Origin of the sequence: Deinococcus radiotolerans (assembly GCF_014647435.1) — a bacterium.
Lineage (GTDB): Bacteria > Deinococcota > Deinococci > Deinococcales > Deinococcaceae > Deinococcus > Deinococcus radiotolerans.
Genome location: NZ_BMPE01000006.1, coordinates 22,379 through 49,054, shown reverse-complemented (window position 1 = coordinate 49,054; position 26,676 = coordinate 22,379). Strand labels below are relative to the sequence as shown.

28 protein-coding genes and 1 riboswitch are annotated in these 26,676 nt (G+C 70.9%); of the genes, 18 read left to right on the top strand and 10 right to left on the bottom strand.

Features of this window, described 5'->3' with window-relative positions:
* The 6 genes from IEY63_RS11890 (at window position 1) to IEY63_RS11865 (ending at window position 6,031) form a co-directional block, all read left to right on the top strand.
* The gene (locus IEY63_RS11890; RefSeq protein ID WP_189069233.1) at window positions 1–1,056 is read left to right on the top strand and encodes a CobW family GTP-binding protein; all 1,056 of its coding nucleotides are present in this window, start codon (window positions 1–3) and stop codon (window positions 1,054–1,056) included.
* Between the two features lie 67 nt (window positions 1,057–1,123).
* Entirely contained in the window at window positions 1,124–1,369 is a 246-nt protein-coding gene (gene rpmB / locus IEY63_RS11885; RefSeq protein ID WP_189069232.1) for a 50S ribosomal protein L28, read from the top strand.
* On the top strand, window positions 1,366–2,289 hold the full coding sequence (gene mntC, locus IEY63_RS11880; RefSeq protein WP_229784676.1) for a manganese ABC transporter substrate-binding protein MntC: 924 nt from the start codon (window positions 1,366–1,368) through the stop codon (window positions 2,287–2,289). Before rpmB ends, mntC begins: the two co-directional genes overlap by 4 nt.
* A gap of 103 nt (window positions 2,290–2,392) precedes the next feature.
* The gene (gene mntA, locus IEY63_RS11875; protein ID WP_062158725.1) at window positions 2,393–3,115 is read left to right on the top strand and encodes a manganese ABC transporter ATP-binding protein MntA; all 723 of its coding nucleotides are present in this window, start codon (window positions 2,393–2,395) and stop codon (window positions 3,113–3,115) included.
* A gap of 47 nt (window positions 3,116–3,162) precedes the next feature.
* On the top strand, window positions 3,163–3,972 hold the full coding sequence (mntB, locus tag IEY63_RS11870) for a manganese ABC transporter permease MntB (protein WP_189069231.1): 810 nt from the start codon (window positions 3,163–3,165) through the stop codon (window positions 3,970–3,972).
* A 400-nt stretch (window positions 3,973–4,372) separates the two neighbouring features.
* Entirely contained in the window at window positions 4,373–6,031 is a 1,659-nt protein-coding gene (locus tag IEY63_RS11865) for an ABC-F family ATP-binding cassette domain-containing protein (protein WP_229784675.1), read from the top strand.
* 54 nt (window positions 6,032–6,085) lie between these two features.
* Here IEY63_RS11865 and IEY63_RS11860 read toward each other — a convergent pair whose 3' ends face one another.
* Window positions 6,086–7,774 (bottom strand): bifunctional metallophosphatase/5'-nucleotidase, encoded by a 1,689-nt coding sequence (locus IEY63_RS11860; RefSeq protein WP_189069230.1) that lies wholly within the window; start codon window positions 7,772–7,774, stop codon window positions 6,086–6,088.
* Window positions 7,775–7,933: 159 nt separating this feature from the next.
* Complete coding sequence (locus tag IEY63_RS11855; protein ID WP_189069229.1) at window positions 7,934–8,554, bottom strand: nitroreductase family protein; 621 nt, start codon at window positions 8,552–8,554, stop codon at window positions 7,934–7,936.
* 87 nt (window positions 8,555–8,641) lie between these two features.
* Here IEY63_RS11855 and IEY63_RS11850 point away from each other — a divergent pair, with 87 nt between their 5' ends.
* The 4 genes from IEY63_RS11850 (at window position 8,642) to IEY63_RS11835 (ending at window position 10,632) form a co-directional block, all read left to right on the top strand.
* Window positions 8,642–8,998: a winged helix-turn-helix transcriptional regulator gene (locus IEY63_RS11850; RefSeq protein ID WP_189069228.1), complete on the top strand. Its 357-nt coding sequence runs from the start codon at window positions 8,642–8,644 to the stop codon at window positions 8,996–8,998.
* 97 nt (window positions 8,999–9,095) lie between these two features.
* Window positions 9,096–9,680 carry a GrpB family protein gene (locus IEY63_RS11845; protein ID WP_189069227.1) on the top strand — a complete coding sequence of 195 codons (585 nt, stop codon included), beginning with the start codon at window positions 9,096–9,098 and terminating at the stop codon, window positions 9,678–9,680.
* Window positions 9,681–9,795: 115 nt separating this feature from the next.
* Window positions 9,796–10,029: a hypothetical protein gene (locus tag IEY63_RS11840; RefSeq protein ID WP_189069226.1), complete on the top strand. Its 234-nt coding sequence runs from the start codon at window positions 9,796–9,798 to the stop codon at window positions 10,027–10,029.
* Between the two features lie 42 nt (window positions 10,030–10,071).
* The gene (locus IEY63_RS11835) at window positions 10,072–10,632 is read left to right on the top strand and encodes a hypothetical protein (protein ID WP_189069225.1); all 561 of its coding nucleotides are present in this window, start codon (window positions 10,072–10,074) and stop codon (window positions 10,630–10,632) included.
* Window positions 10,633–10,643: 11 nt separating this feature from the next.
* On the opposite strand, the gene IEY63_RS11830 is transcribed toward IEY63_RS11835, so the two are convergent.
* A complete protein-coding gene (locus IEY63_RS11830; protein ID WP_189069224.1) occupies window positions 10,644–11,876 on the bottom strand; it encodes a PrnB family protein in 1,233 nt (410 codons plus the stop codon).
* A 171-nt stretch (window positions 11,877–12,047) separates the two neighbouring features.
* A riboswitch (ZMP/ZTP riboswitch) is annotated at window positions 12,048–12,137 on the top strand.
* A gap of 31 nt (window positions 12,138–12,168) precedes the next feature.
* Here IEY63_RS11830 and purH point away from each other — a divergent pair.
* From purH to IEY63_RS11815, 3 genes are all read left to right on the top strand, one after another.
* The gene (gene purH / locus IEY63_RS11825) at window positions 12,169–13,755 is read left to right on the top strand and encodes a bifunctional phosphoribosylaminoimidazolecarboxamide formyltransferase/IMP cyclohydrolase (RefSeq protein ID WP_189069223.1); all 1,587 of its coding nucleotides are present in this window, start codon (window positions 12,169–12,171) and stop codon (window positions 13,753–13,755) included.
* A gap of 177 nt (window positions 13,756–13,932) precedes the next feature.
* Window positions 13,933–14,397, top strand: a complete 465-nt coding sequence (locus IEY63_RS11820) for a MarR family winged helix-turn-helix transcriptional regulator (protein WP_189069222.1) — start codon at window positions 13,933–13,935, stop codon at window positions 14,395–14,397.
* Complete coding sequence (locus IEY63_RS11815; protein ID WP_189069221.1) at window positions 14,394–15,611, top strand: cytochrome P450; 1,218 nt, start codon at window positions 14,394–14,396, stop codon at window positions 15,609–15,611. The genes IEY63_RS11820 and IEY63_RS11815 overlap by 4 nt, the downstream gene beginning before the upstream one ends.
* Here IEY63_RS11815 and IEY63_RS11810 read toward each other — a convergent pair.
* The gene (locus IEY63_RS11810; RefSeq protein WP_189069220.1) at window positions 15,608–16,306 is read right to left on the bottom strand and encodes a hypothetical protein; all 699 of its coding nucleotides are present in this window, start codon (window positions 16,304–16,306) and stop codon (window positions 15,608–15,610) included. The two genes, IEY63_RS11815 and IEY63_RS11810, sit on opposite strands and share 4 nt — an antisense overlap.
* A 115-nt stretch (window positions 16,307–16,421) precedes the next feature.
* Entirely contained in the window at window positions 16,422–17,000 is a 579-nt protein-coding gene (locus IEY63_RS11805) for a DUF4258 domain-containing protein (protein ID WP_189069352.1), read from the bottom strand.
* 349 nt (window positions 17,001–17,349) lie between these two features.
* Between IEY63_RS11805 and IEY63_RS11800 the strand changes: the two genes are divergently transcribed.
* From IEY63_RS11800 to IEY63_RS11790, 3 genes are all read left to right on the top strand, one after another.
* On the top strand, window positions 17,350–18,210 hold the full coding sequence (locus IEY63_RS11800) for a GNAT family N-acetyltransferase (protein ID WP_189069219.1): 861 nt from the start codon (window positions 17,350–17,352) through the stop codon (window positions 18,208–18,210).
* A 275-nt stretch (window positions 18,211–18,485) separates the two neighbouring features.
* Entirely contained in the window at window positions 18,486–19,631 is a 1,146-nt protein-coding gene (locus tag IEY63_RS11795) for an HD-GYP domain-containing protein (protein ID WP_189069218.1), read from the top strand.
* Window positions 19,632–19,697: 66 nt separating this feature from the next.
* A complete protein-coding gene (locus tag IEY63_RS11790) occupies window positions 19,698–20,003 on the top strand; it encodes a hypothetical protein (RefSeq protein ID WP_189069217.1) in 306 nt (101 codons plus the stop codon).
* Between the two features lie 63 nt (window positions 20,004–20,066).
* On the opposite strand, the gene IEY63_RS11785 is transcribed toward IEY63_RS11790, so the two are convergent.
* From IEY63_RS11785 to IEY63_RS11770, 4 genes are all read right to left on the bottom strand, one after another.
* Window positions 20,067–21,506, bottom strand: coding sequence for an alpha/beta fold hydrolase (locus IEY63_RS11785; RefSeq protein ID WP_189069216.1), 1,440 nt, complete (start codon window positions 21,504–21,506; stop codon window positions 20,067–20,069).
* Window positions 21,507–21,644: 138 nt separating this feature from the next.
* Window positions 21,645–22,388, bottom strand: a complete 744-nt coding sequence (locus tag IEY63_RS11780; RefSeq protein ID WP_189069215.1) for a hypothetical protein — start codon at window positions 22,386–22,388, stop codon at window positions 21,645–21,647.
* Window positions 22,385–22,915, bottom strand: a complete 531-nt coding sequence (locus tag IEY63_RS11775; protein ID WP_189069214.1) for a mismatch-specific DNA-glycosylase — start codon at window positions 22,913–22,915, stop codon at window positions 22,385–22,387. The genes IEY63_RS11780 and IEY63_RS11775 overlap by 4 nt, the downstream gene beginning before the upstream one ends.
* Before the next feature lie 37 nt (window positions 22,916–22,952).
* Window positions 22,953–23,549, bottom strand: coding sequence for a sulfite oxidase-like oxidoreductase (locus IEY63_RS11770; protein ID WP_189069213.1), 597 nt, complete (start codon window positions 23,547–23,549; stop codon window positions 22,953–22,955).
* 225 nt (window positions 23,550–23,774) lie between these two features.
* Here IEY63_RS11770 and IEY63_RS11765 point away from each other — a divergent pair, with 225 nt between their 5' ends.
* A complete protein-coding gene (locus tag IEY63_RS11765) occupies window positions 23,775–24,695 on the top strand; it encodes a transcriptional regulator (RefSeq protein ID WP_189069212.1) in 921 nt (306 codons plus the stop codon).
* Between the two features lie 67 nt (window positions 24,696–24,762).
* Here IEY63_RS11765 and IEY63_RS11760 read toward each other — a convergent pair whose 3' ends face one another.
* Entirely contained in the window at window positions 24,763–26,085 is a 1,323-nt protein-coding gene (locus IEY63_RS11760; protein WP_229784674.1) for a M17 family metallopeptidase, read from the bottom strand.
* Window positions 26,086–26,342: 257 nt separating this feature from the next.
* On the opposite strand from IEY63_RS11760, the gene IEY63_RS11755 reads away from it, so the two are divergent.
* Window positions 26,343–26,675: an Asp23/Gls24 family envelope stress response protein gene (locus IEY63_RS11755; protein WP_189069211.1), complete on the top strand. Its 333-nt coding sequence runs from the start codon at window positions 26,343–26,345 to the stop codon at window positions 26,673–26,675.
* The last annotated feature ends 1 nt before the right edge of the window (window position 26,676 follow it).

Sequence of the window (26,676 nt, the reverse complement as noted above, 5' to 3'; positions counted from 1 at the left end):
ATGTCCACTCCTGACTCTCGTTCCGTCCCCATCACCGTCCTGTGCGGCTTTCTCGGCGCCGGGAAGACCACCCTCCTGAACAACCTCCTGACGCAGACAGGCAGGCAACGCATCGCCGTGATCGTCAACGAGTTCGGCGCCGTGAACATCGACGCCAGCCTCGTCGTGAAGACCGACGAGCAGACCATCGAACTCAGCAACGGCTGCATCTGCTGCACGCTGCGCGGCGACCTGCTGCACGCCGTGGACGACCTGCTGGAAACGCGCGACCTGGACGCCATCCTCATCGAATCGACCGGCATCGGCGAGCCCTTGCCCATCGCGCAGAGCTTCTGCCTGACCCCCGAGGAACTGGAGATCGAACCGGAGGACGGCCAGCCGCCCCTGCCCAACCTGCTGGGCCGCGTGCACGTGGACGCCATGATCACCGTCGTGGACAGCGCCCAGTTCTTCCCGCTGTGGAACCGCCAGGACACCATCCCCGGCGACGACTTCGAACGTGGCTTCGGGGAACTGCTGGCCGAGCAGCTGGAATTCGCGGACATCGTCGTGCTGAACAAACTCGACCTGGCCGCGCCGGACGACGTGCGGCAACTGCGCGACCTGATCCGCATCACCAACCCGCGCGCCCGCGTGCTGGACGCCACGCGCGGCGTCCTGCCCGCCGAGGCGCTGCTGAACACCGGTCTGTTCGACTTCGACCACTCCAGCCAGCTCGACGCGTGGATGGCCGAACTGGACAAGGAGCACACCCCGGAATCCGAGACGTACGGCTTGGGCACCCACATCTTCCGCAGTGAGCGGCCCTTCGACCCGGATCGCCTGAACGAGGCGCTGACGCTGGGCCTGCCGCGCAACGTGATCCGCTCCAAGGGCTGGGTGAACCTGGGCAACGGCGTGGCGACCCTCTGGAACCACACCGGGCGGCAGCTGGCGCTGGAAACGGCGGGCGAGTGGCTCAGCCCTGACGAGGCCTTCAGCGAACTGGTGTTCATAGGGCACGACCTCGACCCGGACGCGCTGGATCAACTGCTGAATCGTGCGCTGCGCGCCTGACCGGACCGGCGGAACGTGCGCCGGTGAACCTTCCCTCTACTCACATTTGTGATAAGGAGAAATCAATATGAGTCGTGAATGCTACCTGACCGGCAAGAAGAACCTCGTGGTGAACAGCGTCACCCGGCGCGGCAAGGCCCGCGCGCAGGGCGGCGTGGGCCGCAAGGTCACCGGCGTGACCCGGCGCGTGCAGCGCGCCAACCTCCACAAGCGCGCCATCCGCGAAGGCGGCGTCACGAAGACCGTCTGGCTCAGCGCCAGCGCCCTGCGCACCCTCAGCCGTGGCCCGTACCGGGGCATCGAAGTGCTGTGACGCGCCCCCACCTCCTCCTGCCCGCGCTGCTGCTGGCCGCGTGCGCCGCACCGACCGCGCAGGCCGCGCCCCTGCAGGTCAGCGCCACCACCACGATCATCGCGGACTTCGTGAAGGCCGTCGGCGGTACCCGCGTCAGCGTGAACGTCATCGTGCCGCCCGGCGGGGACACCCACACCTTCCAGCCCAGCACCGGCGCCATCCGCGACCTCGCCCGCAGCCGCACGCTGTTCGCGAACGGCGCGGGCCTGGAACCCTGGTTGCCCAGACTGAAGGCCAGCGCGCCCAAGGTGCCGGTGCAGGAACTCACGGCGGGCCTGAAACTGCACCCCGCCGGGGAGGGCGAGGACCACGCGGAGGCCGGGCATGACGACCACGACCACGGCGCGCTCGACCCGCACGCGTGGTGGGACGCCAGTCTGGCCGCCGGGTACGTGAAGAACGCCCAGGCGGCCCTGACCCGCCTCGACCCGGCCGGGAAGGCCACGTACGCGAAGAACGCCGCCGCCTACCTGAAGGCCATCAGCGCGGCCGACGCGTACGCGAAGGGGCAGTTCGCCACGGTGCCCACCGCGCGGCGTGTGCTCGTCACGAACCACGACAGCCTCCACTACCTTGCCAAACGGTACGGGCTGCGGCTGATCGGGGCCGTCATCCCGGGCTTGAGTACCGAACGGGAACCCAGCGCCCGCGAACTCGCCGTGCTGACCCAGACCATGAAGAAGGCCGGAGCGAAGGTGATCTTCACGGAGAACACCGTCAACGCTCGCCTCGCTCAGACGCTCGCCCGCGAGACCGGCGCCCGCATCGCCCCCGCGCTGTACACCGACGCCCTGGGCCCCAAAGGCAGCGGCGGCGAGACGTACCTCAAGGCGTTCCGGACGAACGTGGACATCATGGTGAAGGCCCTGAAGGGCTGACCGACACCGGCGGCAGCGGGTGTAGACGGACCCCACGGCTCCATCCGCTCCCCTTTTGATTCTGCACTCGCAACATCACCGCGCGGGGAGGTATGCTGGTCTGATGCTGGGCGTCGAGAACCTGACAGTCAAATACGGCCCGCAGACGGCGCTGGAGCGTGCCAGCGTGCGCTTCGAGGCGGGATCGTTCAGCGCGATCATCGGCCCGAACGGCGCGGGCAAGAGCACCCTCCTGAAAACCCTGGTGGGCCTGCTGCCCGACCCCGAAGGCGCCGTGCGCTTTGACCCGGGGCACACCGCGCGCGGCTGCATCAGCTACGTGCCGCAGCAGCAGACGCTCGACTGGGGCTTCCCCGTGACCGTCTGGGACGTCGCCATGATGGGCCGCACGGGTCGCCTGGGCTGGCTGCGCTGGCCGGGCCGGAAAGATAGGCAGATCGTGGAGGACGCCCTGAAGGAAACCGGCGTGTTCGACCTGCGGGGGCGCCACATTGGGGCGCTGTCCGGCGGGCAGCGGCAGCGGGTGCTGCTGGCCCGCATGCTGGCCCGCCAGGGCCACCTGCTGCTGCTGGATGAACCCCTGACCGGCGTGGACGCCGCCACGCAGGAAACCCTGATGGCCCTCCTGCGGCGGCAGGCCGACAAGGGCCGCGCCGTCGTGATGGTCACGCACGACCTCGAACAGGCGCGGCGCTGGTGCGACCACCTCGTGCTCGTCAACCGCCGCGTGGTCGCGGACGGCACGCCCGAGCAGGTGTACACCACCCAGAACATCGAGGCGACGTTCAGCACCAGCTTCCTGGGGCATACGCACGCCGAAGCCTGAGCAGCCATGACCATCCGTCCCCTTCCCCACCCCGCCCGAGGCTTCCCGTGCACCTGCTGACCGACCCCCTGCAATTCGACTTCTTCACCCGCGCGCTGCTCGCCGTGGTGCTCGTCAGCGTCCTGTGCGCCCTCGTCGGCGCGTGGGTGGTGCTGCGCGGCCTCAGCTACATCGGGGACGCCATGAGCCACGCCGTGTTCCCCGGCATCGTCGGCGCGTTCCTCATGAAAGGCAACCTGCTCGTCGGCGCGCTCATCGCCGCCGTCCTCACCGCGCTGGGCATCGGCGCCATCGGGCGGCGCAGCGGCCTCAAGCAGGACAGCGCCATCGGCATCGTGTTCGTCGGCATGTTCGCGCTGGGCATCGTCATGCTGTCGCGCGCCCCGACCTTCACCACCGACCTCAGCAACTTCCTGATCGGCAACCCCCTCGGCGTCACCCCCGCTGACCTCTGGGGCGCACTGGCCGTCACGGTAGTCGTCGGCGGCATCCTCACGGCCGTCCAGAAGGAACTCCTCCTGGCGTCCTTCGACCCGACCGAGGCCCGCGCCGTCGGCCTCCCCGTGCGCCGCCTCGAAAGCCTGCTGCTGATCCTGATCGGCCTCGTCGTCGTGCTGACCGTGCAACTCGTCGGCACGACCCTCAGCGTCAGCCTGCTCATCACGTCCAGCGCAGCCGCACGCCTGCTGGCCCGCAGCCTCAGGAAGATGATGCTCCTCGCCGCCGCGCTGGGCACCGTCGGCGGCGTCACCGGCCTGTACCTCAGCTACTACCAGGACACCGCCCCCGGCGCGACCATCGTCCTCGTGAACACCGCCATCTTCCTGGCGGCACTGGCGCTGCGCAGACGGGAATAGCAGGGAGACAGACCCTGAGAACAGACGCCGGGGCGAAAGCGCCGGCTTTTTCTTGAGGCAGCGCCCTGACGGTCAGAAGTTGATCCCCACCCACCGTCCCTCCGGCCATACCGTGCGGCTGGCGACGCACTGGCCGTGGCGGACCGGGTGATGCTTTTCAGGCGGGCATGAGATGGGCCTGGGACGGCATTGATCCAGCGGTTCGCGCCTGCTGAAAGCACGACGTGGCGGGGGCGGAGGCGGGGGTTCGACCCTGGTGGGGCCTATACGCCACTCGGCGCATGCTTGCTTCCGCCGCCTCGTGTTAGGTTCTGCCTTGACTGCCGGGGTGGCCCGGCTGCTCTGACCCTCCGTTCACTCAAAGGACCTCCCTGTCTTGCGTCTGTAACCCCTGACTGCCGTGTTTCTAGTTGCTGCCCGCCGCGTGTGGGGTGGCCTGTCCCGTCAGGGGGATCAACTGATGCTGATGTTGAGTGGGGTCGCGCGGTCGTTCGCGGACCGTGTGGTGTTTTCGGATGTGGAGCTGACCGTGGGAGCCGGGGAGCGGCTGGCGCTGGTCGGGGAGAATGGCAGTGGCAAGAGCACGCTGCTGCGCGTGCTGGCGGGGCTGGACGCGCCGGATGCGGGCGTGGTGACCCGCTCGGGCCGCGTGGCGCTGCTGGCGCAGGCGGGGTCACTGGGCGGGTCGGTGTTGGAGGCCGTGACGCCCCCGGCGCTGGCTGAGGCGCAGGTAGCGTTTGACCTGGCCTCGGCGGCGCTCTCGGATGGGTCGGAGGCGGCGCTGCTGGCCTTCGCGGACGCCGAGGAAGCGTACCGGCTCTCGGGTGGCTATGAGTTCGCGGGGCGCGCGGCGGCGGCGCTGGCCGGGCTGGGTCTGGACGCTGGGGCGCGGGCGGATCGGCTGTCCGGGGGGCAGGCGCGGCGGGTGCTGCTGGCGGCGCTGCTGCTGGCCCCGGCGGACGTGTACCTGCTGGATGAGCCGACGAATCACCTGGATGCAGAGGGCGCGGCGTGGCTCACGGAGTGGATTCGCGCGTCGGGTGCGGCGTTCGTGCTGGCGAGTCACGACCGGGCGTTTCTGGACGAGGTGGCGACCGGCGTGGCCGAGTTGGAGCGCGGCACGCTGAGCGTGTACGCCGGGAATTACTCTGCGGCGATGGCCCTCAAGGCGACGCTGCGCGAGGCGCAGGCCCGGGATTTCGAGGCGTACCGCCGCAAGCGCGCCGCGCTGGACGAGGAGCGCCGCCGCCTGAACAGCAAGGGCAGCGTCGAGGAGAACCGCTCGCGGGCGCGGGACAACGACAAGTTCCTGTCGACGCACAAGGCGGGGCGGGCGCAGGTGCTGTTCTCGAACCGCGCGCGGGCCATGGAGCGGCAGATTGAGCGGATGGACACGCAGGCGCCGGACAAGCCGTTCCGGGACGCGCGGACGCTGCGGCTGACGCTGCCGCCGGTTCCGCCGGGACCGCTGGAGGTGCTGACCGTGCGCGACCTGAGCGTGGTTCGGGAGTCGGAGGTGGTGCTGTCCGGCGTGAACCTGCACGTGCGCCGCGGGGACCGGGTGGCCCTGACCGGCCCGAACGGGGGCGGCAAGAGTACGCTGCTGCGCGCCCTGTTAGGGCAACTGCCGCGCGCGGGGTCGGTGACGTGGGGCGCGGGCCTGACCGTCAGCCTGATCGGGCAGCACGGTGAGGAGCTGCTCGGGCTGGACACGGTGGGCGACGCGCTGCTGGACGCCAATCCGCTGCTGACGCCGCACCAGTTGCACGAGGTCGCGGCGGCGCTGGAGGTGCCGGGCGGCCCAGCTTTCCCCCTCTCGGGCCTGTCTGGGGGGCAGCGGACGCGCCTGAGTCTCGCGCGGCTGCGGGTCACGCGCTCACAGGTGCTGCTGCTCGACGAGCCCACCAACCACCTGGACGTGCGGGCCATCGAGGCGCTGGAGGCGCTGCTGCTGGACTTCACGGGGACCGTGCTGCTGGCCAGTCACGACCGGCGGCTGGTGGAACGGGTCGCCACGCGCGAGTGGCGCGTCGGAGGCGGCGGGGTGCAGGAGGCGTGAGCTTGCGGGCACGAGAAAGAGGCCGCGCGGACGCGGCCCCTCCCCTGTTTGAAATCAGTTCAGGCGGGTGATGCGGGTGGCGGGCTCGGGGGTGACGGTGGTGGACTTGAGGTAGTTCTGGAAGGCGTCCAGGTCCACGGCGCCGCCCAGGCGGTCGGTGCCCTGCGCGAACACGGTGAAGCCGTCGCCGCCGTCCGCGAGGAAGTTGTTCATGGTCACGCGGTACTTGGCACCCGGGTCGATGGGCTGGCCGTTCAGTTTAACGTCGCTGACCTTCTCGCCCTTGGGTTTGGCGTTGTCCCAGGTGTACGTGAAGCCCCGGCTGACCTGCAGGATGCGGTTCTGACCGGCGGCGGGGTTGTCGAACTGCTGTTCGAGGGCGGCCTTGATCTGCGCGCCGGTCAGGGTGACGACCATCATGACGTTCCCGAAGGGCTGCACGGTGAACACGTCGCCGTACGTGACCTGCTTGCTGGCGTTGGGGACGTTGACGGGCAGGTCGGCGCGGATGCCGCCGGGGTTCATGAAGGCGATCACGGCGCCGCCCTTGTCGGCGGGCGCGGCGGCGGCGAGCTGGCTGTCGGCGATGACGTCGCCCAGCTGGCTTTCACCGGCGGCGTTCACGGTGCGGGTGATCTGCTCGGTGCCCAGGGTCGCGACGACCTGTTTGCTGAGGGTGTCGGTGAGGCCCTTGGCCTGGGTGACGATGGTGGTCATGGCGGGGTCTTTGGCCTGTTTGGCGGCGTCCACGACGACGTTGCTGGCCTTGACGCTCAGGAGTTTGTGCAGGCGGGTGTCGACCTGCAGGTCGAGGCGCTGCAGCAGGTGCCCGTAGGAGTCGCCCTGGATGACGGTGCGGGGTTTGCCGGTGGGGTCGGGCACCTGGCAGTTGTAGCCCCTGTGGGTGTGGCCGGTCATGATCGCGCCGATGCCCGCGTCGAGGCCCTCGGCGATCTTGACGATGTCGCCGGTGAGGGTCTTGCAGTCCACGATGTCGAAGCTGTCCTTGCTGGCGCCGCCCTGGTGGATCAGGGCGATGATCGCGTCGGGGCGCTGGCGCTTGATTTCGGGCAGGACGGCGTTGACGCTGGCGATCTCGTCCGTGAATTTCAGGCCGGCGACGCCGCTGGGCGTGACGACGGTGGGGGTGTCTTTCAGGACGGCGCCGACGAAGGCGATCCTGGCCTTGCCGACCTGCACGATCTTGTAGGCGGGGAAGACGGGTTTACCGGTCTTCTCGTCCACGACGTTCGCGGCGATGTACTGGTACTTGGCGCCTTCGAAGGTGTTGTTGAATTTGCAGGCGCGTTCGGGGGCGTTGCTGTCGCAGCCGCCTTTCTGGTAGCGCATGAGTTCGGAGATGCCATTGTCGAATTCGTGGTTCCCGACGACGTTCACGGCCATGCCCAGGCCGTTCAGGGCGGCGATGGTGGGTTCGTCGCGCAGCAGGGCGCTGATCAGGGGGCTGGCGCCGGTCATGTCGCCCACGCCCACGAAGACGGTGTTGGGGTTGGCCTTGCGGGCGTCGGCGAGGACGCCGCCGATGGCTTCGACGCCGCCGGCCTGGACGGTCAGGGTCTTGGTGAGGTCGGCGGGGTCGGGCACGCGGAAGCTGGTGGGCAGCAGGTTCCCGTGGAAGTCGTTCACGCCGATCACGGTGACGTCGGTGGTGGAGGGGCCCAGGATCATGGAGCAGCTGCTGAGGGTCAGCGCCGCGCCGATCAGGAGGAGATTGTTTTTCATGCGCTGCTCAGTGTAATGCGCGGCGTGTCTGCCTGGCATCAGCCCGGGGCGGGAGTGGTTGGGACCAGCCGGGCCAGGGCAGCAGAAAACCGCCCCCGGGGGGGGCGGTCTGGTGGTGCGCCCGCGAGCGCGGGCCCGGCACCGGGGGTATGAGCGGGTTCAGTAGAACTTGGTGATGCGCTCGACGCTGTGGCGGTGGTGGGGGAAACCGTCTTCGGCGCGCTTGCCGACGGGGAGCAGGCCGGCGAACTGGACGTGCTCGGGCAGGCCGAGGATCTCCTTGACCTTGGCGGGGTCGAAGCCGAGCATGGGCACGGTGTCGTAGCCGAGGCCGCGGGCGGCGAGCATCAGGAAGCCGAAGGCGATGTTTGCCTGGCTCAGGCCCCACTGGCCGCGCTGCGCGACGGGCTGGGCGCCGAAGACGCCGTCGAAGGTGTTGCGCTGGCCGGTGCGGCCCGCTTCGCCCATGCCGGGGTGCGCGGTTTCTTCAACGGTGGCCAGGGTGTCTTCCATGTCGCTGTAGACGACGATGACGGCGGGGGCGTTGGTGACCTGACCCTGGCCGTAGGCGGCGTCCTGGATCTGCTGCTTGATGGCGGCGTCCTGCACGACGGCGAAGCGCCACGTCTGGGCGTTCCAGGCGCTGGGGGCCAGGCTGGCGAGGCGCAGGATCTCGTGCAGGTCGTCCTGGTTCATGGGTTCCTGGACGTACTTGCGGATGCTGCGGCGGGTTTCGATGGCTTCCTTGATATCCAGTACTTTGGGGGTCGTCGCGGTCATGTCGCAAGGTTAGCCCCACTACTTTGAAAAGTCAAGCGGTGTGTCTTTCGTCATGATCTGGTCAGTCATGCCGTGTAGACTCTGGTCATGAGCACTGAACACACTGGTTTCTGCCCGGTCTACCGGGCCATCGGGGTGTTGCAGGAGAAATGGGTGCTGCACATCGTCCGCGCCCTGCTGAACGGCGAAAAGGGATTCAACGAACTGGCCCGCGCCGTCGGCGGCTGCAACAGCGCCACCCTCACGCAGCGCCTCGAGCAACTCGAGACGCTCTCGCTGATCAACAAGCGCACCGAGGACAGTCACGGCAAACTCGCCCGCAGCGTCTACAGCCTCACGCCCGCCGGACTGGAACTCCAGAGCGTCATTGACGCCATCGACGGCTGGGCCAAGACGCATCTCGACGCCCCTGCGCCCGCCCTGCCCCAACCCTCCCCCTGCTGAGCCCCGCCCCCACCAGCGGGCCGCGCCGGTCAAGCCGCGCGGCCCGCGCCCCTTGTGCGTCACCCGGCCCGTCAGCCCGCGCGCTAGTCTGCGCGCCATGACCGGCGAAAATCAGGCGAAGCAGCTTGTCATCGTGCCGTCCAGACCCGAATGGGCGACGCGGTTTCAGGCGCTGGCCGCCCCGCTGCGCGCGGCCCTGCCGGGGGTCACCCTGCATCACATCGGGTCAACGGCGGTGCCCGGCCTGAGCGCCAAGGACGTGATCGACATCCAGATTGGCCTGCCAGACCTGAGCGCCGCGCCGGGCGTCCTGGCCGTTCTGGCGGCCCTGAACTACGAGCCGCGGCCCTCGGTCACGCACGACCACCACCCACCCGGCCTGCGCCTCTCCCCCCCCGAGCTGCGTAAGGCGTACGCCCGCCGCGCCCAGCAGGTGCACGTGCACATCCGGGAGGCAGGGCGCTTCAACCACCGCTACCCGCTCCTGATGCGCGACTACCTGCGCGCCAGCCCGGCCGCCGCCGCCGCGTACGGCGAGGTGAAAGTCCAGCTGGCCCGCCTGCACCCACACGACGTGGACGCCTACTACGCCGTGAAGGACCCCGCCATGGACCTGATCACCGCCGGGGCGGAACACTGGGCAGCGCGCGTGGACTGGCAGCTGCCCCCAGGCGACGCCTGAGGCCGCCCGCGCAGGCGCCTGTGCGGACAGCGGCCCGGTCTGACAGCCGACCGGGCCGGCACGTGTCAGCATGGAGCCACGCCTCCCGGATTGACCGGGACGCGCCGGAGGATGCATGACCGCGTTCCTGATGTTCATCGTGCTGCCCATCGTCCTGATCGTGCTCGCCCTGCGCATGAAGCCGCTGGTTCCCCCGGACGAACGCAGCCGTGACCCGCTGGGCGCCAGCGGAGCGGCCGGCGGCATGTTCGGCTCACACGGCCTGGACGCCGACCCGGTCAGCGTCCGCGAGGACACCGAGCGCGTGCGGTTCGATCTGAGCGACCTGCCCCCGCGCGAGCGTGAATGAACCGCGAACGCGCCGCCCTGCCCCGGCCCTTACCCTGAACGCATGTCGATCAAGGACAACTTCACGGCAGACGAGTGGTTCAAGGTCATGACCGGCCCCGGCCGGGCGGGCGCGGCGGTCGTCGCGGCCAGCCCCAGCGGCCTGACCGGCCTGGTGGCAGAAGCCCAGGCGATCGGGCAGGCGGTCCGCGAGAGCGTCAGCGCGCAGTCGCGCACGCCCCTGCTCGAAGCCATGGCGGCCGACCTGCTGGGCACCGCGCCCGACCCGCAGGCCATGCCCCACCAGGACCGCGCGCGGAACATGGACGAGGCCCGCGCGCAGAGCCTGGAGGGCGTGCGGCAGGCCGCGTGGCTGGTGTCCGCGAAGGCCAGCCCGGAGGACGCCGCCGCGTACCGCGCCATGCTGCTCAGCGTGGCGGAACGGACCGCCAGCGCCGCGAAGGAGGGGGGCTTCCTGGGGATCGGCGGCGAGCAGGTGAACGACCGGGAACGCGCCGTGATCGAGGAGCTCCGCAACCTGCTGGGCCAGGAGGCGTCCACGTCTGCCCCCGCGCAGGCTGAACTGACTGGGCCCTCCCCCGACGGGAGCGGCAACAGCAACTGAACGGCTGAACCTCAAGGCGGCTCCGGTTTGGTCCGCTGCGCCCGGGTGTCCTCAATGCGGGAGTCCATCAGCTGCCGGAACGCGTGATCGTGCGGCGTTCCGGCAGCAAACTGCGTGCCGGTAGACGCCATCACGTGCTCCTGGCCGTCCCCGCGCAGGTAGGCCGAGCCGCGCTCGCGGTGACTGACCCGCCAGCGTGCCAGGTCCTGCACGCACGCGTCGAACAGGTCCCGCGCCCGAGTGTCTCCCCATGCCAGGACGGCGCGGCGCACCGCGTACCGGTGGGGCTCCCAGGCCCGCAGGAAGGCGCGCTGTTCGGGCGGGAGGTACGCGCGGGAGTGCCGCAGCGCGCGCCCCAGCGGGCCGTGCAGGGGCACCCCGAGCGCGAGGTCCGCGAACTGCGTGGCGCCCAGTTGCAGGCCGCTGGCGCCTTCCAGCACCGGCCCGCGTTCCGTGAGGCCCCAGCCGAAGGTGGGCTGCGTGTACACGCGCCACAGGTCCGTGCGGATCACGTGGAAGCGGGTGAACACGTTCACCTCGCGCGCCACCGCGCGGACCGCGTCTCGCAGCGCCAACAGGGCGGCTTCCAGCGCAGGACGGTCCTGCTCGTGCGCGGCGCGCAGGGCGGCCAGGCCCGCGTGCAGGACCGCCTGGCCGCGCGCTTCGGCCAGCACGAAGGTCTGAATCCACAGGTCCAGCTGCTCGCCGGCCAAGCCCGCCTGGAAGACCCGGGCCATCTGGACGTTCCCGGCCCGCAGCATGCCCGCGTCGTAGGGCTCACCGGGGGTCACGTCCGGGCTGCGCCAGTTCAGGTACTTCAGGGTGTACAGGTTGCCGCAGGGGGGTAGGCCGCGCGCGGCGCTGAGGGTACGGAACAGTCGGTTCAGGGCGGGCGGGAAGTCCGGCACCTCATGGAAACGGTCCGGGTGGACGGGCACCGCGTCCCAGCGGTACAGGTGCATGAGGACCGCGGCGGCGGACAGCAGCGCGTCGCGCTGATCGCCACTCAGGTCCCGGCTGGCCCGGGTCAGGTCGGCGGGCCAGGCCTGCGCGGCCTCCCGGATCAGGGGGCGCACGCCGCCGCCCCCGTAGGCGCCGGCCAGCTCGGGGATCAGGTCCAGCAGCGCCTGGAAGGAGCCGGGCAGGTGCAGGACGGGCGCGCGCGCCGGCAGAAAGCCCGTGCGGGCGAACGGCTGCGCGTCGGTGTCCAGAAGGGCGGGAAGGGCGTGGGCAGGTTGAGGCATCTGGACCTCCTGCCTTCACTGTAGGCAGTGGCGGGGCCTGACGCCGCTCATATCCGTCATTCCCAGAAGGGGCCGGGGGCACCGCCGGCGACAGCCCCGGGCCGGGCCGTCCGGCACTGCTGACCAGGGTGGGGGCGGCGGGGCGCGCCGCGTGAGGGTAGACTGCCCGCTGGGCCGGGGGGCGACTGGCGCTGAACGTGGACACACCACGGGGAAGCCCCCGACACGGACTTTTCCTGATCGCGCGCCTGGGTCGATCCCCGCCTAGCTGGTGGGGTCCTCGGAGGTCACAGTGACGCAGAGTGGGACACAGAGCAGCACCCAGACCGGCGCCCGCAGGCGGGCCCTTATCTCCGTAAGTGACAAGACGGGCGTCGTGGAGTTCGCGCGGCAGCTCGAGGCGCGCGGCTGGGAGATCCTCAGCACCGGCGGGACGTATCAGAGCATCATGCAGGCTGGAATTGCCGCGCGGCAGGTCAGTGACGTGACGGGCTTCCCCGAGATGCTGGACGGGCGCGTGAAGACGCTGCATCCGGCGGTGCACGGCGGCATCCTCGCGGTCCGTGAGCCCGGGCATCTGGGGCAGCTGGAGGGGCACGGGATCGGCACGATTGATCTGGTGTGCGTGAACCTCTACCCGTTCCGGGAGACGGTGGCGCGCGGCGCGCCGGACGCGGACGTGATAGAGAACATCGACATTGGCGGGCCGGCCATGATCCGCTCGGCGGCGAAGAACCACGCGGGCGTGCTGGTGCTGGTGGACCCTGCGGACTACAGCGTGGCGTTGCAGGATGAGGTGAGTGACGCCGAGCGCCGCCGACTGGCCGCGAAGGCGTACCGGCATACCAGCGAGTACGACGCCGCGATCACCGCGTACCTGACCGGGGCCAGCGACGAACTGCCCACCGCGCTGCCCGAGACGCTGACGCTGAACCTGACGCGCGCCGCGCAGGTCCGGTACGGCGAGAATCCCCATCAGCCCGGCGCCATCTACCGTCTGGGCAGCGCCACCGGTCCCGTCATCGACGCGCAGGTCGTGGCGGGCAAACCCATGAGCTTCAACAACTACGCGGACGCGGACGCCGCGTGGGCGCTGTGCCAGGAACTCGCGGCGCAGGAGGCCGCGCTGCCCGAGCACGCCGCCGTGTGCGTGGCGGTCAAGCACGCCAACCCCTGCGGCGTGGCGGTCGCGGCGGACGTGAGGGTGGCATGGGAACGCGCCCGGGACGCGGACACCCTGAGCGTATTTGGCGGCGTGGTGGCCGTCAGCCAGCCCGTGACGCTGGAGGCGGCGCAGGCGACGCGCGGCACCTTCCTGGAAGTGCTGATCGCGCCCGAGGTCACCCCGGAGGCTGCCGCGTGGTTCGCGGAGAAGAAACCGGACCTGCGGGTGCTGGTCGCCGCGCCTGCACAGGGCGTGAGTGTGCTGGACGTGCGGCCCCTGACCGGCGGCTTTGCCGTGCAGGAACGCGACGCGCGGCCCTGGGATGACCTGTGCCCAGAGGTCGTGACGAAGCGCGAACCGACCGAGCAGGAGTGGCTGGACCTGCGTTTCGCGTGGGCGACCGTGAAGCACGCCCGCAGCAATGCCGTCGTCCTTGCCAAGGACGGCGTGACCGTAGGCCTGGGCGCGGGCGCCGTGAGTCGCATCTGGGCTGCCGAGCGCGCGGTAGCGAACGCGGGCGACAAGGCGCAGGGCTCCGTCCTGGCGTCCGAGGCGTTCTTCCCCTTCGATGACGTGGTGCGTCTCGCGGCCAGTGTGGGCGTCACGGCGATCCTGCAACCCGGCGGCGCCAAGCGCGACCCCGAGGTGATCGCCGCTTGCAATGAGCTGGGCATCAGCATGGTGTTCACGGGTTCGCGGCACTTCAAGCACTGACATTTCCGTTCTGACTTCCTGGGTGGACGTGGCGGCGTCCACCCCTTCTGTTTGGGCCGAGCCGCGTGGTCGAGGAGACCCGAGGTGGGGTGGACACCCAGCCTCTGCGTCACCAGGGACTGCCGCTCTTCACCGGCCCCTCAGCTGCCCGGGCCCAGATTGTTGCAGAATGCAATCATGTCACCTGATCCACACGGTCTGGACCTGACGCGCCAGCCGCTGCGGTTCCTGGCGGCGTACTGGACGGCGTGGCAGGGCCTCAGCGGACAGGTTCAGGCCGCGCTGGAACGCGAGCACGGCCTGAACCTGCGCGCCTTCCTGATCCTCAGCCACGTCCAGGCGGGACCCCTCACGCCCAGCGACCTCGCCCGCAGCCTGGACCTGCCCCGCTACGAGGTGGCCCGCGCTCTGCGTCAGCTTCAGGACGCCGGGGCGCTCACGCACGAACCGCAGCCCGGCGACGCCCGCCGCCGCGCCCTGCACGTCACCCCCGCCGGGCAGCAGCTGTGGCACGCCGCCATGCAGACCCTCCAGCGCGCCACGCAACCCGCCCTGAACCGCCTGGGCCCGCACCTGAACGCCGTCACGGCCGGCCTGGAAGCCCTGACCATTCCCGACCCCACCCCGGAGGCCACCGCATGACTGTTCCTGAATCCACCCCCGCCGCCCGCTGCCCCTTCGGGGGCGACGCCCTGACCCGCCGCCCCGATCACCCGGACCGGCCCGGCGAGGCCCCGCAGGCCGACGCGCGCGGCGTCGTGCAGGTGCGTTCCTTCCAGGGCGCGCGGGACGTGCTGCGCAGCGAGGCCGTCACGCAGGCGGGCTTCAACGCCGAAACCGTGAACGACGCCGGGATCCTCAAGCGCCGCCCCGTGCTGTTCACGGAGGGCGAGGAGCACCACGAGATGCGCCGCGACACCGCCCGGTACTTCACGCCCGCCGCGGTCGCCACGTACCAACCCATGATCGCGGCCCTGGCCGACCGGCTGATCGGGCGGCTCGCGGCGCGCGGCGAGGCGAACATCGATGACCTGAGTCTCACGCTGGCCGTTCAGGTCGCCTCGCAGGTCGTGGGCCTCACGAGCAGCCGCGTGCCGGGCCTGGAACGCCGCGTCATGACCTTCGTGGAACACGACGGGAACAGCGAGCCCGGCATGAACCCCGAGAAGGGCCGCTTGCGCAGCATTCTCGATCAGCGGCACCTGTTGGCCTTCTACCTGCTGGACGTCAAGCCCGCCATTCAGGCGCGCCGCACACAACGTCGGGACGACCTGATCAGCCACCTGCTGGACCGGAAGTACAGCGACCTGGAGATCCTGACCGAGTGCCTGACCTACGGCACGGCGGGCATGGTCACCACGCGCGAGTTCATCACGGTCGCCACGTGGCACCTGCTGCGCCAGCCGGAGCTGCGCGCCGCGTACGTGCACGGCACGGAGAAGGAACGCCTGGACATCCTGCACGAGATCCTGCGCCTGGAACCGGTCGTGTCTACCCTGTACCGCCGCGCGCAGGCGGACCTGACCGTGGACGGCCAGACCATCCCGCAGGGCACGCTGCTGGCCCTGAACCTCGCGGACGCGAACACTGACCCCGCCGTGGCGGGCGAGCAGGCCGCGTCCGTGTGCCCGGCCCGGCCCCTGCCGCGCGGCGTGCAGGCCCCGGTCATGGCCTTCGGGGACGGCCACCACCGCTGCCCGGGCGCGTTCCTGGCGATCAAGGAGACCGACACGTTCCTGCGCCGCCTGCTGATCTGGCAGGACCTGCGTCTGGTCGCCGAGCCCCGCGTGACCTTCAACGAGGTCGTCAAGGGCTACGAGCTGCGGGGCCTGCGGGTCGCGCTGGGCCGGAGCTAAACCGCAGCGCCCGGCCGGGGGGCGCGCACGCGGATCATCACGCGGTCGTTCGCGCCCACCTGCGACTCGTCATACCCGGCGCTCGTGCCGGACTCCTCTTCCCGGATGGGGTGAGGCGCCCCGGCCACCCCATCCGGGTCCTGCCGGCCCAAGTACCGGGCGTGCAGCGTGGCGCCCATCAGGCGCGACACCGACATGTCCGCGTGCAGCAGGTGAGGTGCGGTCCACTGCTGCGCCACCACCGCCAGGGGCGTGATCCTCACGAGGCCCGGGCGTTCCAGTTCACCCGCGCTGGAGCGCTGAGGCGCGCGGACGTCCTCCCGCAGTTCGATCAGCCAGGTGGCCTGCCCGTCCGGCACGGACGCCAGCACCTTGAAGATCGCGGGTCCCAGCGCCGCCGACAGCGGCAGGTTCTCCTCGAACATCAGCAGGCGCCAGTGCCATTCGCTGTCGTCTCCCAGGCTGACGCTCTCGCGGTCGAAGGCCGCGTGCAGCAGTCCGGGCCTCAGCACGTCCCGGCGGTGGGACGCTTCGCGGAGCTTCCACTCGTCGTCCGAGTCACGGGGTTCGGGGGGCGGCGTGCGGCGCGCCCTGGCGCGGTCCAGCCCGGCGCGGACCAGGGGCCGCAGGAGCCACGCGAGCAGCAGCACGGCGGCCCCGCCGATCACCTGCAGGGCACTGTCGGGTGGGGTCATGCCCGCCAGTGTAGAGCGTCCCTCTGGCCCCTCAGAGGCCGGAGCGGGCAGGGACCGGGGAGACCCGTCCTGGCCCGGCGCGGGCTCAGGACTGGGGCCGCCGGGCAGCGCCGGGTCAGGCGCTCTTTTTCCAGCGTCCCTTGCTGCGGTGGCCGACGCGGCTGCCGGCGTGGGCGGTGCGGGCGCGAACCTGCTCGTCGTCGTAGCGGAGCATGACGGCCAGCCGGGCGCGGCTGATGATGTGGTGCGGGTGCTTGGGCACGAACGCCGTCACGATATCCACGTGCCCGTCCCGGTGCGGCTCGGCCACCACGTGCAGGGGCAGCGCCACGCCGCACGCCTCGAAGTAACCGCAGACCAGCCAGCGGCGCTCCTGGGTGTATACGGCGCGCACGCGGCCGGTCAGCAGGACGTTCAGCACGTCGTGTTCCAGGAAGCCCTCGGCGCGGGCGTGGCCGATCGCGTGGGGGCACAGGTGGTAGTGGCCGTCATAGACAGCGTCCCGCAGCCGGGCGTGCGCCTGCGCGAGGCTGAAGTCGTCGGTGCTGACGCCGCTGAGTTCCGCCTGACGCTGCGGTTTCAGGGGCGCCTGCGGGCGCGTGCGGGCGGGCGTGGGCGCGGGGGCGCGGCGGGCGGCTTTCTCGGCGCGGGACAGCTGCGCGCGCAGGGCGAGCAGGTCCGCGCTGGCCTGCAGGGTGTGGTCGGCGCGCGGAGTATCGGCGTGGGGGCGGGCGCGGCGGGGTGGGGGCGTCGGGCCCGGTTTGCTGGACTGTTTCGTCACGGCGGTGCACCTCCGGTCGGGCCGGGACTGCTGCGGCGCTGCTGGGCCGCTCCTCTCAAAAAAGAAAAGGCCCCTCAAACACGGCTTCGTGTCTGTGGGGAGGCAGGCGGCGTACCCTGTTCAGGGCATGCGCGCAGCATAGCACGGGGCGGGCGGCGCGCGGCGTGACGGGCGGGGCAGACAGGGCGGCGGGCGCGTCACTAGGCTGAGGGTCAGCACCCGTCTTCTGCCTGCATCGCCTTTCCTGCCTGGAGGTCACCTCATGATCCGCCCCATGCTGGCCACCGATGTTCCCGACGTGCTCGCCCTGCTCACCTGGATGGATGACTCTCCCGAACGTGAGGTGTTCTCCCCGGACGCCCGCGACCCGCGCGAACTGCAGTCCGAATGCGAGGACAACCTCTGCCTCGTGGACGTGGAGGACGAGGGCGTGCTGGCGTACTGCGCCCTCTCGCCCTTCCGGGACGGCATGGTCCTGGAAGGGCCCATCAGTGACGGCGGGCACCTGCGCCCACTGCTGCGGCGCGCGCTGTCTCACAGTGACGGTCTGCCCGTGTACGCGTTCGCGGCGCGGGACAACCTGCCGGTCCGCGCCGCGCTGGAAGCCTCGGGCTTCGCGCCCATGCACACCACGGATTTCTACAGCGCGCCCCTGGCCCGCCTGACCGAGCAGGCCTGCGCACCAGCCGGTACGCGCATCGCGCGGAAGCTGCCGCTGGGCGCGTACCGCGAGCTGTTCAAGTCCAGCGAGGACGCCTGGGCGGGCCGCCTGAACTGGACGCCCGAGCAGTTCGACGAGCATTTCGCGCGGGACGACGTGCGGCTCGTGGCCCTGCTGCGCGGGGACCAGCCGCTGGGTTTCGCTGAACTGGAATTCTGCCCCGAGGACGCCCGCGCGGACGTCACGTACGTCGCCGTGCATCCGGCGGAACGCGGACAGGGCTACGGCCTGAAACTGCTGGCCCTGGCCGCCGCCGAGGCCGACACGCACCCCGAGGTGCGGACCCTGCGTGTGCGCGCGCACGACCACATGAAACCCGCCCGCGCCCTGTACGCCCGCGCGGGCTTCACGCACTGCCGCAGCATCGTGACCTACATGCGCGACGGCGACGAGGACGTGTAAGTTGCCTGAATGGACGGTGAACGGCGCGGCGGTCAGGTTCCTGTAAGCCAGCTCGCCGCGCACCCGGAGGGGCCCCCTCCCCTTGCCCAGACTTGCCCCTGCTGGGTAGGCCGACCCTCACTGAACGTGCGCTGAGTGCGGACGCAGCCTCCGGAACCGGTGTCAGGCCCTGGGCCAGAAACTGGGCGGGGCTGACCGGCGGACCCTCGGCTGGCCCCTTCTCGCCCGGTCAGCTGTGGTGATCCTGTGACAGCGGGCGGCGCAGCGTGCAGGGCATGACGCAATCCGGCTTGGGAACCCCCGGCGCCTCTAGGACCGGCTCTGATCATGGGCTGGCCGGGCGGATTGTTCACCTGGCGCAGCTGGCCCTGCGCGCTCAGGATCTCTCCAGCGGCATCGTGCCGACCCTCGAGGCGCTGATCACGGACACCGCCGCCGTGGGCAGCGCGTACTTTCACCTGGAAGCGCAGGACCTGACCTTCCGCGTGCAGGCCGCGGCCGGGGAACTGCCGGACACGCCGGCCATGCAGGCGATTGCCACGCACGGCCTGCCGAGCGGCACGCCCCTGCTGGAGGCCCTGCGGCTCAGCCCGGCTCCCCTGTTCTTCGCGGACACGGCCGCATCCGGCATCACGGCCGGTTTTCCAGAGCTGGGCGTCGTGAGCCTCGCCGCGGCCCCGGTGCTCTCACCGACCGGGGAGCTGATCGGCGCCTTCCTGATGCATACGTTCACGCCGCACCTGTGGCAGCCGGATGAGCAGACCCTGTTCGGCAGCGTGAGCGCCACCCTGGCCACGCTGGCGGGCCGCCTCACGGCCGAACAGCAGGCCCGTGAGGCGCGCGAGGCGGCGCTGCGCGCCCTGGGGCTGGCCCTGGAAACCCGGGACCGTGAGACGCAGGGCCACACCGACCGCGTGACCGCGCTGGCCGAACGGGTCGCGCGGCGCCTGAACTGGCCCGAGGAGCGGCTCCACACCCTGCGCTGGGGCGCCTACCTACACGACATCGGCAAGATTGCCGTGCCGGACAGCATCCTGCTGAAACGCGGGACGCTGGATGATGCGGAGCGGCTCGAGATGCAGGAGCATGTGAGGGAGGGGCTGCGGTTTGCGCTGGCCCTGAGTTTCCTGCCCCCGCAGGCCCTGCACGTGATCCGCGATCACCATGAACGCTGGGACGGGCGCGGTTACCCGCACGGCACCAGGGGCGAGGCGATCAGCGAGGAAGGCCGCGTGTTCGCGCTGTGCGACGTGTACGACGCCCTGACCAGCGAAAGGCCCTACAAGCCCGCCTGGACGGCCGGGGCGGCCCTGGCGGAACTGAGGGCGCAGACGGGCCGTCAGTTCGATCCGGCCCTGGTGTCCGTGTTCGTGGACCTGATCGAATCCGAACTCGCGGACGCGCCACTGGACGTCGCCTGACCACCCGCCCCGGATGGCGGCGGGCGCCACACACGCGCGCGGGCCACAGCGGTACGCTGCGCGCCTATGGCGAAAAAGGACCGGCGGGCGCCTCAGCCCGCGTTCGTGACCCTGCGGGACCTGCCGGGCACCCGCGTGCTGTTCTGGGTGGTGGACGCCTGCCCCTACTGCGGCGAGCGGCACATGCACGTGATCGGCAACCTACGCGACGCTGAGCCGGTGGACGCCCTGGGTGAAGTGCCCGCGCCCTGCCAGCCGGACCGGGCGTACATTCTGACCGTGCCGCCGAAACCGAAACGCAAGGCCGGGAAGGAAGAGCGGCGCCGCGCCCGCCGCAGCGGCCAGCGCGACAGCTGGGACGACGAGACTTAAGAGGCGCATGTGGGGCGGGGCGCCCCTGGCCTGCCTGTCCGGTCGCCGCCCCCACAGCGGCCGTCAGCGGCGCAGGGGCCTGAGCCACGTGACAATCCGGCGCGCAACCTGATCACTGCTGGCGGTGGTGACGTCCAGGTGCGCCGCGCCCTTCAGGGTGTAGGTGGTCAGTTTGGCGCGCGTTCCGGCCGCGTACGCACGGAACTGCTCGGCGGTGGTGACGCCCTGCTCCGCCGCAATCCCCAGGACGGGCAGGCTCAGGGTCTGCGCCGAGCGGACCGGGAGGCTCCTCTCGAAGGGGGTGCCGGTGGTGTCGGTGCGGGCAGCCGCGAGGTCCAGCGTCAGTCGGTTCGGGAAGTACCACTCGGTGTAGTCCGTCAGCGGGGTTAGGTAGCGCTGCACGAAGTCGAGCGCGTCGGTCAGCTGCGTGGGGTCGCTGGCCCACCCGACGGGGCGGGCGGGGTCGGTGGCGCCCGTGATCCAGCGGGTGTCCTGCCCCCCCAGGGCCTGCGAGGGCAGGAAGGGGGCGTCCGTGGCGTTGGTGGCGCGCCCGGCGCTGATGGCCATGAACGGCAGCAGCGCGTAGCGGCGGTCCAGGCGGGTCATGGCCGCCGCGAGGTTCGTGGCGGGAAAGGACGCGAAGCCGCCCTGCGGGGCGCGCGCGTCGGGTTGCAGCGCGGCCAGCCGGGCCTGCGCGGCGGCGCGCGTGGCCAGGTCAGGGCTGAAGTACGGGGCGCTGACGAACGGCGCGCGGTTCAGCTGTTGCAGGCCGGGCAGGGAGCCGATGGGATTGGTGCCGCCGCCCTTCTCGTACTGGTCCAGGGAGAGGGGCTTGCCGCTCATGAGACCAGGGAGACCGTCGAGCATGATCAGGCCCTGCACGTCCCGCTCGCCGCGCACCCCGCCGAAGTCGTAGGTGGCGTACAGGCCGGTCAGGGTGCCGCCCATGGAGTGCCCGCCGATGAACACGTTCGGGGTGAGGGTGCGGGCCTCCAGGACCGCGGCCCGCCAGTCGCGCAGCGTGGTGTCCAGCCCCCAGTCTTTCATGTACGTCAGCGTGGCGGGGTCGCGGGTGGGCAGGCCGCGCTGCACGACCTGCGCGAGCTGCGTGGCGTTGCCACTGAGCAGCGGGGCGTGGTCTTCCAGCAGGTTCGAGCGCCGGTCCACCGCCCAGACGGCCAGGGTGGGGTCCAGGTGCACCAGCTGCCGCGCCAGCCGGTCGAAGCTGCCTGCGCCGCCCAGGTAGCCCGGCATGAGCAGCAGCACGGCGGCGGGCCTGCTGGGGCCGTAGCGGACGGTGACGCTCGTGTTCAGCGCGGCGGGCGTGCCGGGTACAGTCACGCCCGACCGGGCGACGCGGGTGGCGGGCACGAGGTTCAAGGCAACGGTCGCCTGCGCCGTGAGCGCAGCGGGCTGGGCCGCCGGCGTCTGGGGTGCAGTGGTCTGAGCCCCGGCCGGTGGGGTCAGGAGCAGCAGGGGCAGGAGTTGGGCGGCGCGGCGCATACCGTCAGCGTGGCAGGGGGCGGGGCGGGCCGAGTGCCGGTTGGCCTGGGGGACGTTTCGGCTTTCTGCATGAGTTCTTTACGCGTGGCGGCTACGCTGAGCCCGAACGGTTTGGTCCGGTGGGCGGGCGCACCGTGGTCAGTCGCGGGGGGGGTCGTACTTGTCGCGCAGGTAGGTGGTGTCGGCCTGCTGGTCGCGGCGCTGCGCCTCGCTGTGCATCCGGGTGATGTCAGCCATGCGGGTCTCGATCAGGTGCAGTTGCCGGTGCAGTTCCTGCTCGTCGCGGGCGTGCGGGGCGCGCTGGTAGGCGTCGAGAATGCGGGGCAGGTCCTCACGGGCCGCCTGTCGGGCGTCGAACACGTCGCGCGTCAGGGTGGGGGCGTGCTCGGTGGCGCGCAGGGCGTCGCGTGTGGCGGTCACCGCGCGCTGGAAGGCCGGCAGGGAGGGGGTGGGCAGCGCCCGCTCGGACAGGCGCAGGGTGCGCAGCAGGTCCTGCTCGTCGGGGGGCGCCGCGGCGGGCAGGGCTTCAGGGGTGGGGGCACGCAGGAGGTGCCGGGCGCGGTGGACGCTCCAGCCGATCAGCGTGAAGCTCAGGAGCAGCGTGAGGCCCAGCAGCCACCCGGCCACGTCGCTGCCGGACGCCACGCCAATGCCCAGCAGGAGGGCCAGGGTGCCCAGGAAGGACAGCGCGGTCAGGGTCAGGATGACCAGCAGGCCCACGCGGCTCAGTCGCCGCACCTGGGCGCGCCCGCGGGACAGGGCGGCGCGTGGATCAGCCGGGGAACGCGCCAGCCAGGGGTCCTGCTGATCGGGTGAGGGGGCGCGGAGCAACTGGCGGGCGAGGCGCGCGCCGCCGCGCCGGTGGGGGCGGGAGCGGGTCATGGTGCAGGTACGGGGTTCGGCGCGGGCGGGTTCCCGCGCAGGGCCTGCACGCGCGCCGCGAGCGCCTGCCAGGGCGCCAGCTGAAAGTGCGTCTGGGCCAGGGGGCTGGTGCTGGGCACCACCCACAGTTCGCAGCCCTCGAGCTTCTGCGTCTGCTCACCGTATGGCAGGCGGCCCGTGGGGAGGCCCAGCGTCTCGGACGCGCCGCGTTTACTGGTGAAGGCGACCAGTCGGGGCCGGTACGTGCGGAGTTTGGCGCGCAGTTCCTCCGGTGCCCAGGCCTCGCCGGGCAGGGCGGCGTCGACGCCGCTGTGCCGCTTGGCGACGTCGGTCAGGCCGATGCCGTACTCGGGCAGGCGGGGGTATTCCTGCGGCAGCAGCAGGTGGGGGGTCAGGCCGACCTCGTGCAGGGTGAACCAGAAGCGGTTGCCGGGGTTGGCGTAGTACGCGCGGGCGGCGGCGCTGATGCGGCTGGGCGCGGTGCCCACCAGCACCAGGGTCAGGCCGGGGCGCAGCACGTCCGGCACGAGGTACTCGCCGCCGCCGGTCAGGTCCGGGGTGGGGTCAGTCGTCGTCGTAGCGTTCCTCCGCGAAGGGATCGCCGCGCATGTGGTAGCCGTTGCGTTCCCAGAAGCCCGGCTGGTCGGCGCTCATGAATTCCAGGCCGCTGAGCCACTTGGCGCTCTTCCAGAAGTACAGGTGCGGCACGACCAGCCGCAGCGGGCCGCCGTGCTCGGCGTCCAGGGGCTGCCCGTCGAAGGTGTGGGCCAGCAGGTTCTCGGGGCGCAGGAAGTCGTCCAGGGCGAGGTTGGTCGTGTACCCGCCCACCGAGTGCTGCATGACGTGGGTGGCGCCGGGTTTCAGGCCGATGTGGTCCATCAGGTCCGTGACGCGCACGCCGGTCCAGGTGGTGTCCAGTTTGCTCCAGTGCGTCACGCAGTGGATGTCGTACGTCAGCGTGGTCTGCGTCAGGGCCATCAGGTCCGCCCAGGTGAAGCTGCGCTCCTCGGCGAGGCCCGTGATGCGGATGACCACCTCTTCAGGCCTGTAGTGCTGCGTGGGGCCGTAGGTCAGCACGGGAAAGCGCGTGGTGAGGGTCTGTCCCGGGGGGACGCGGCCCCCCATGTCGTCCGCGGGTTTCTTGAAGAACTTGCCGAGCATGCCGCATTCAACACCGCGCGGCGGCGGGCGTCCGGCGGCGCAGCACACCTTTACGCCGGAACGTAAACGCTTCCTGAAGGCTGGCCCGGGGGGCTTTCGTCACGAAGGCCTGACCGGGCGTGCGCTAGGATGACGGCAAGTCCGGGCTTCTCTCTCCCGGCGGTGACAGAGGCGACCCGGCCCCAGCGCGCCCCTCCCGGGGGCATGAAGGAGTGAGCCAGCCCCATGTCCATTTTTGATCAGGCCAAACATGACGTCGAACGCGCCCGGTTCATCGGGGACGTGCGCGATCTCCTGGCGATCCTGCGGCGGCAACCGAACGAACTGCTGCCCTTCGACTGGGTGCGTCACCTCGCCCCGGACGGCGAGCACCAGCGGGGCCTGGAGACCATTGAGGTGGATCACATCATCGGGTCGGTGGACCGCTACCGCGAGTTCGACCGGCACTACCTGCCCAAGGAAGCGCACCTGGACGAACGCTGGATCGGCGTGCGCGCCGCGCAGCTTCAGGGCAAGGAACTGCCGCCCATCCAGGTGTACAAGGTGGGCGACCTGTACTTCGTGAAGGACGGCAACCACCGCGTGTCCGTCGCGCGGCGCCAGGGGCAGAAGTTCATCGACGCGTACGTGATCGAACTGCACGTGACGGTCCCCCCGGAGGAAGGCGACACGCTGAAGGACCTGATCATCAAGGGCGAGTACGCGCAGTTCCTGAAGGCCACCAACCTCGACACGCTGATCCCGCACCACCTCCCGATCCGCTTCACCACGCCGGGCCGCTACGAGAAACTGCTGGAACACATCCGCACCCGCCAGTACTTCCTGGACCGCAAGCCCGAACGCGCGGGCCTGCCCCCCATCACCTGGGAGGAGGCGGTGGAAAGCTGGTACCGCCGCCTGTACTGCCGGATCGTGGAGAACATCGACCTGCACGACGTGATGTCCCGCTTCCCCGGGCGCACCGAGGCCGACCTGTACCTGTGGATCATGGATCACCGGTACTTCCTGACGCAGAAGTACGGGCATGACGTGGGCAGCGAGGAGGCCACCATGGACTTCCGCGCGCAGCACGCGCCGCCGCTGTACAAGCGACTTGGCCAGCGCGTGAAGCTCGTCCTGCGTGGCAAACTGAACCCGGCGATGTAACCGGGGCAGAAAGGGGGGCGGGCCAGCTGAACACTCCAGCTGGCCCGCCCCTCTTCTGGCCGCTGACTCAGCGGGCCAGGACGTACTCCACGAGCGTGCCGACGCCCCAGCCGGTGGCGACCTCCTCACGGTCGGCGTTCCCGGCAATGTCCAGGTGCGCCCAGGGCCGCGTCACGAACTGCGCCAGGAACAGTGCCGCCTTGATGCTGCCCCCGGCGGGCTGCATGTCGCTGTTCTTCAGGTCTGCGATGGTGCCCTTGCGGTAGGACTTCAGGTACGGCTGGTGCAGCGGCAGTTCCCACACGTGCTCGCCCGCGTCCCGCGCGGCGGCCTTCAGCCGGGCCGTGAGGGTCTCGTCGCTGCTGAACAGCGCGGCAATGTCATTGCCCAGCGCGCTGACCTTCACGCCGGTCAGCGTGGCCAGGTCCACGAGTTCAGTGGCCCCCTCCTCGCAGGCGACGGTCAGGGTGTCGGCCAGCACGAGGCGGCCCTCGGCGTCGGTGTTCGTGATCTCCACGTGCAGGCCGTTCGCGGCGCGGTACACGTCGCCGGGGCGCATGGCGTGCGGGCCGACCATATTCTCCGCGGCGGCCACGTACGCACGGACCTCCACCCCATCAGGAATCAGGTCGCGCAGGGCCGCCAGGGACCGCATGGCGCCCAGCACGGCGGCGGCGCCGCCCATGTCGCTCTTCATGGTGGCCATCCCGGCGGCGGTCTTGATGGAGTACCCGCCGGTGTCAAACGTGATGCCCTTACCCACCAGCGCGACCACCGTGTGCGCCTCACCCCGCGCGGGCAGCGTCGCGCGGATCAGGCGCGGGCCCGCAGCGCTGCCCGCCGCCACCGCCGCGAGGAGGTTCATGCCGCGCGCGGCAACGTCGTCCCCGTCCCAGACATCCACGTCCACCCCGAGGGCCTCCAGCGTGCGGGCCTCGCGGGCCAGCGTGACGGGATTCAGGACGTTCCCGGGCGCACTTACCAGTTCACGCGCGAAGGTCACGCCCGCGCCCAGCGCCTCCACGCGGGCCTGCTCGTCACCCGTCAGGCCCGCCACGAGCAGCTGCGGCTCGCCGGGGCCGCGCTGACGGTAGCGGGCGTCGCGCCAGCCCTCGCCCAGCGCCGCGGCGGCCAGGGCCGAGGCGTGCTCGGTGGCGGGCACCTGCACCCGCGCGGACTTGAGCTCCCGGGCGAGCCGCATCAGGGCGGCGCCCACCTCGCGCGCCTCCGCGGCGCTGGCGGGCAGCAGGGCCACGGCCTGATCACCCTGTTCACTCCGGGCGTGCAGGCGCACCTCTCCCCCGCTCAGGTCGCGGGTCAGGCGCCCTCCATCCGGGGAGATGAACGACAGGGTGAGGTCGGCGGCGTCCATTGAATTGACCAGAGGCATGCGGGGAGTAGACCACGCGCCGCCCCGGCAGGGTTCCGCGAGCCGGGACGCCTCGCGCGACCCGGGCGACCGACGGGCCGCCGCGCGAGGCTACGGCCCGCGTCGGCGGCGTGCGCCACAGGGCTGCAGTACCGATCAGCCCTGCGGCAGCTCTCTGCTCTCTGGCCTGCGCCTGAACGGCAGGGTCCGGGGCCGGCCCACCTTCACCGCCGACCTGCGGAACCGCTTCCTGCTGCTCCGGTATACTGGCCTTTACTGTGAATGGCTCCATTCAAATCACCGAGGCGGCCCTCGCCTCACTGATCGGGCTGACCGCCCACGAGATCCCAGGCGTGGTCGGCATGGCCCCCAGCAACCTGAAAGAGGGCCTCAGCCGCGTGCTGGGCCGCGCGAACGTCAGTGACGGCGTCGTGATCAGCCGCGACGGCGGCCGCTATGCCGCGGACCTGTACGTGGTCGTCGCGTACGGCGTGAGCATCCCCACCGTGGCGCGCAATATCGTGGAGCGCGTGGAACACACCGTGAAGACCCAGGCGGGCATCGAACTGGCGGCCGCGCGCGTGCACGCCGTGGGAGTCCAGCGTGTCTGAC

Excerpts from the sequence above, each read along its gene's own strand:
- IEY63_RS11890 (WP_189069233.1), top strand. The coding sequence starts at position 1 with ATGTCCACTCCTGACTCTCGTTCCGTCCCCATCACCGTCCTGTGCGGC.
- rpmB (WP_189069232.1), top strand. The coding sequence starts at position 1,124 with ATGAGTCGTGAATGCTACCTGACCGGCAAGAAGAACCTCGTGGTGAAC.
- mntA (WP_062158725.1), top strand. The coding sequence starts at position 2,393 with ATGCTGGGCGTCGAGAACCTGACAGTCAAATACGGCCCGCAGACGGCG.
- IEY63_RS11860 (WP_189069230.1), bottom strand. The coding sequence starts at position 7,774 with ATGAAAAACAATCTCCTCCTGATCGGCGCGGCGCTGACCCTCAGCAGC.
- IEY63_RS11855 (WP_189069229.1), bottom strand. The coding sequence starts at position 8,554 with ATGACCGCGACGACCCCCAAAGTACTGGATATCAAGGAAGCCATCGAA.
- IEY63_RS11850 (WP_189069228.1), top strand. The coding sequence starts at position 8,642 with ATGAGCACTGAACACACTGGTTTCTGCCCGGTCTACCGGGCCATCGGG.
- IEY63_RS11845 (WP_189069227.1), top strand. The coding sequence starts at position 9,096 with ATGACCGGCGAAAATCAGGCGAAGCAGCTTGTCATCGTGCCGTCCAGA.
- IEY63_RS11840 (WP_189069226.1), top strand. The coding sequence starts at position 9,796 with ATGACCGCGTTCCTGATGTTCATCGTGCTGCCCATCGTCCTGATCGTG.
- IEY63_RS11835 (WP_189069225.1), top strand. The coding sequence starts at position 10,072 with ATGTCGATCAAGGACAACTTCACGGCAGACGAGTGGTTCAAGGTCATG.
- IEY63_RS11830 (WP_189069224.1), bottom strand. The coding sequence starts at position 11,876 with ATGCCTCAACCTGCCCACGCCCTTCCCGCCCTTCTGGACACCGACGCG.
- IEY63_RS11820 (WP_189069222.1), top strand. The coding sequence starts at position 13,933 with ATGTCACCTGATCCACACGGTCTGGACCTGACGCGCCAGCCGCTGCGG.
- IEY63_RS11815 (WP_189069221.1), top strand. The coding sequence starts at position 14,394 with ATGACTGTTCCTGAATCCACCCCCGCCGCCCGCTGCCCCTTCGGGGGC.
- IEY63_RS11810 (WP_189069220.1), bottom strand. The coding sequence starts at position 16,306 with ATGACCCCACCCGACAGTGCCCTGCAGGTGATCGGCGGGGCCGCCGTG.
- IEY63_RS11800 (WP_189069219.1), top strand. The coding sequence starts at position 17,350 with ATGATCCGCCCCATGCTGGCCACCGATGTTCCCGACGTGCTCGCCCTG.
- IEY63_RS11795 (WP_189069218.1), top strand. The coding sequence starts at position 18,486 with ATGACGCAATCCGGCTTGGGAACCCCCGGCGCCTCTAGGACCGGCTCT.
- IEY63_RS11790 (WP_189069217.1), top strand. The coding sequence starts at position 19,698 with ATGGCGAAAAAGGACCGGCGGGCGCCTCAGCCCGCGTTCGTGACCCTG.
- IEY63_RS11785 (WP_189069216.1), bottom strand. The coding sequence starts at position 21,506 with ATGCGCCGCGCCGCCCAACTCCTGCCCCTGCTGCTCCTGACCCCACCG.
- IEY63_RS11780 (WP_189069215.1), bottom strand. The coding sequence starts at position 22,388 with ATGACCCGCTCCCGCCCCCACCGGCGCGGCGGCGCGCGCCTCGCCCGC.
- IEY63_RS11770 (WP_189069213.1), bottom strand. The coding sequence starts at position 23,549 with ATGCTCGGCAAGTTCTTCAAGAAACCCGCGGACGACATGGGGGGCCGC.
- IEY63_RS11765 (WP_189069212.1), top strand. The coding sequence starts at position 23,775 with ATGTCCATTTTTGATCAGGCCAAACATGACGTCGAACGCGCCCGGTTC.
- IEY63_RS11760 (WP_229784674.1), bottom strand. The coding sequence starts at position 26,085 with ATGCCTCTGGTCAATTCAATGGACGCCGCCGACCTCACCCTGTCGTTC.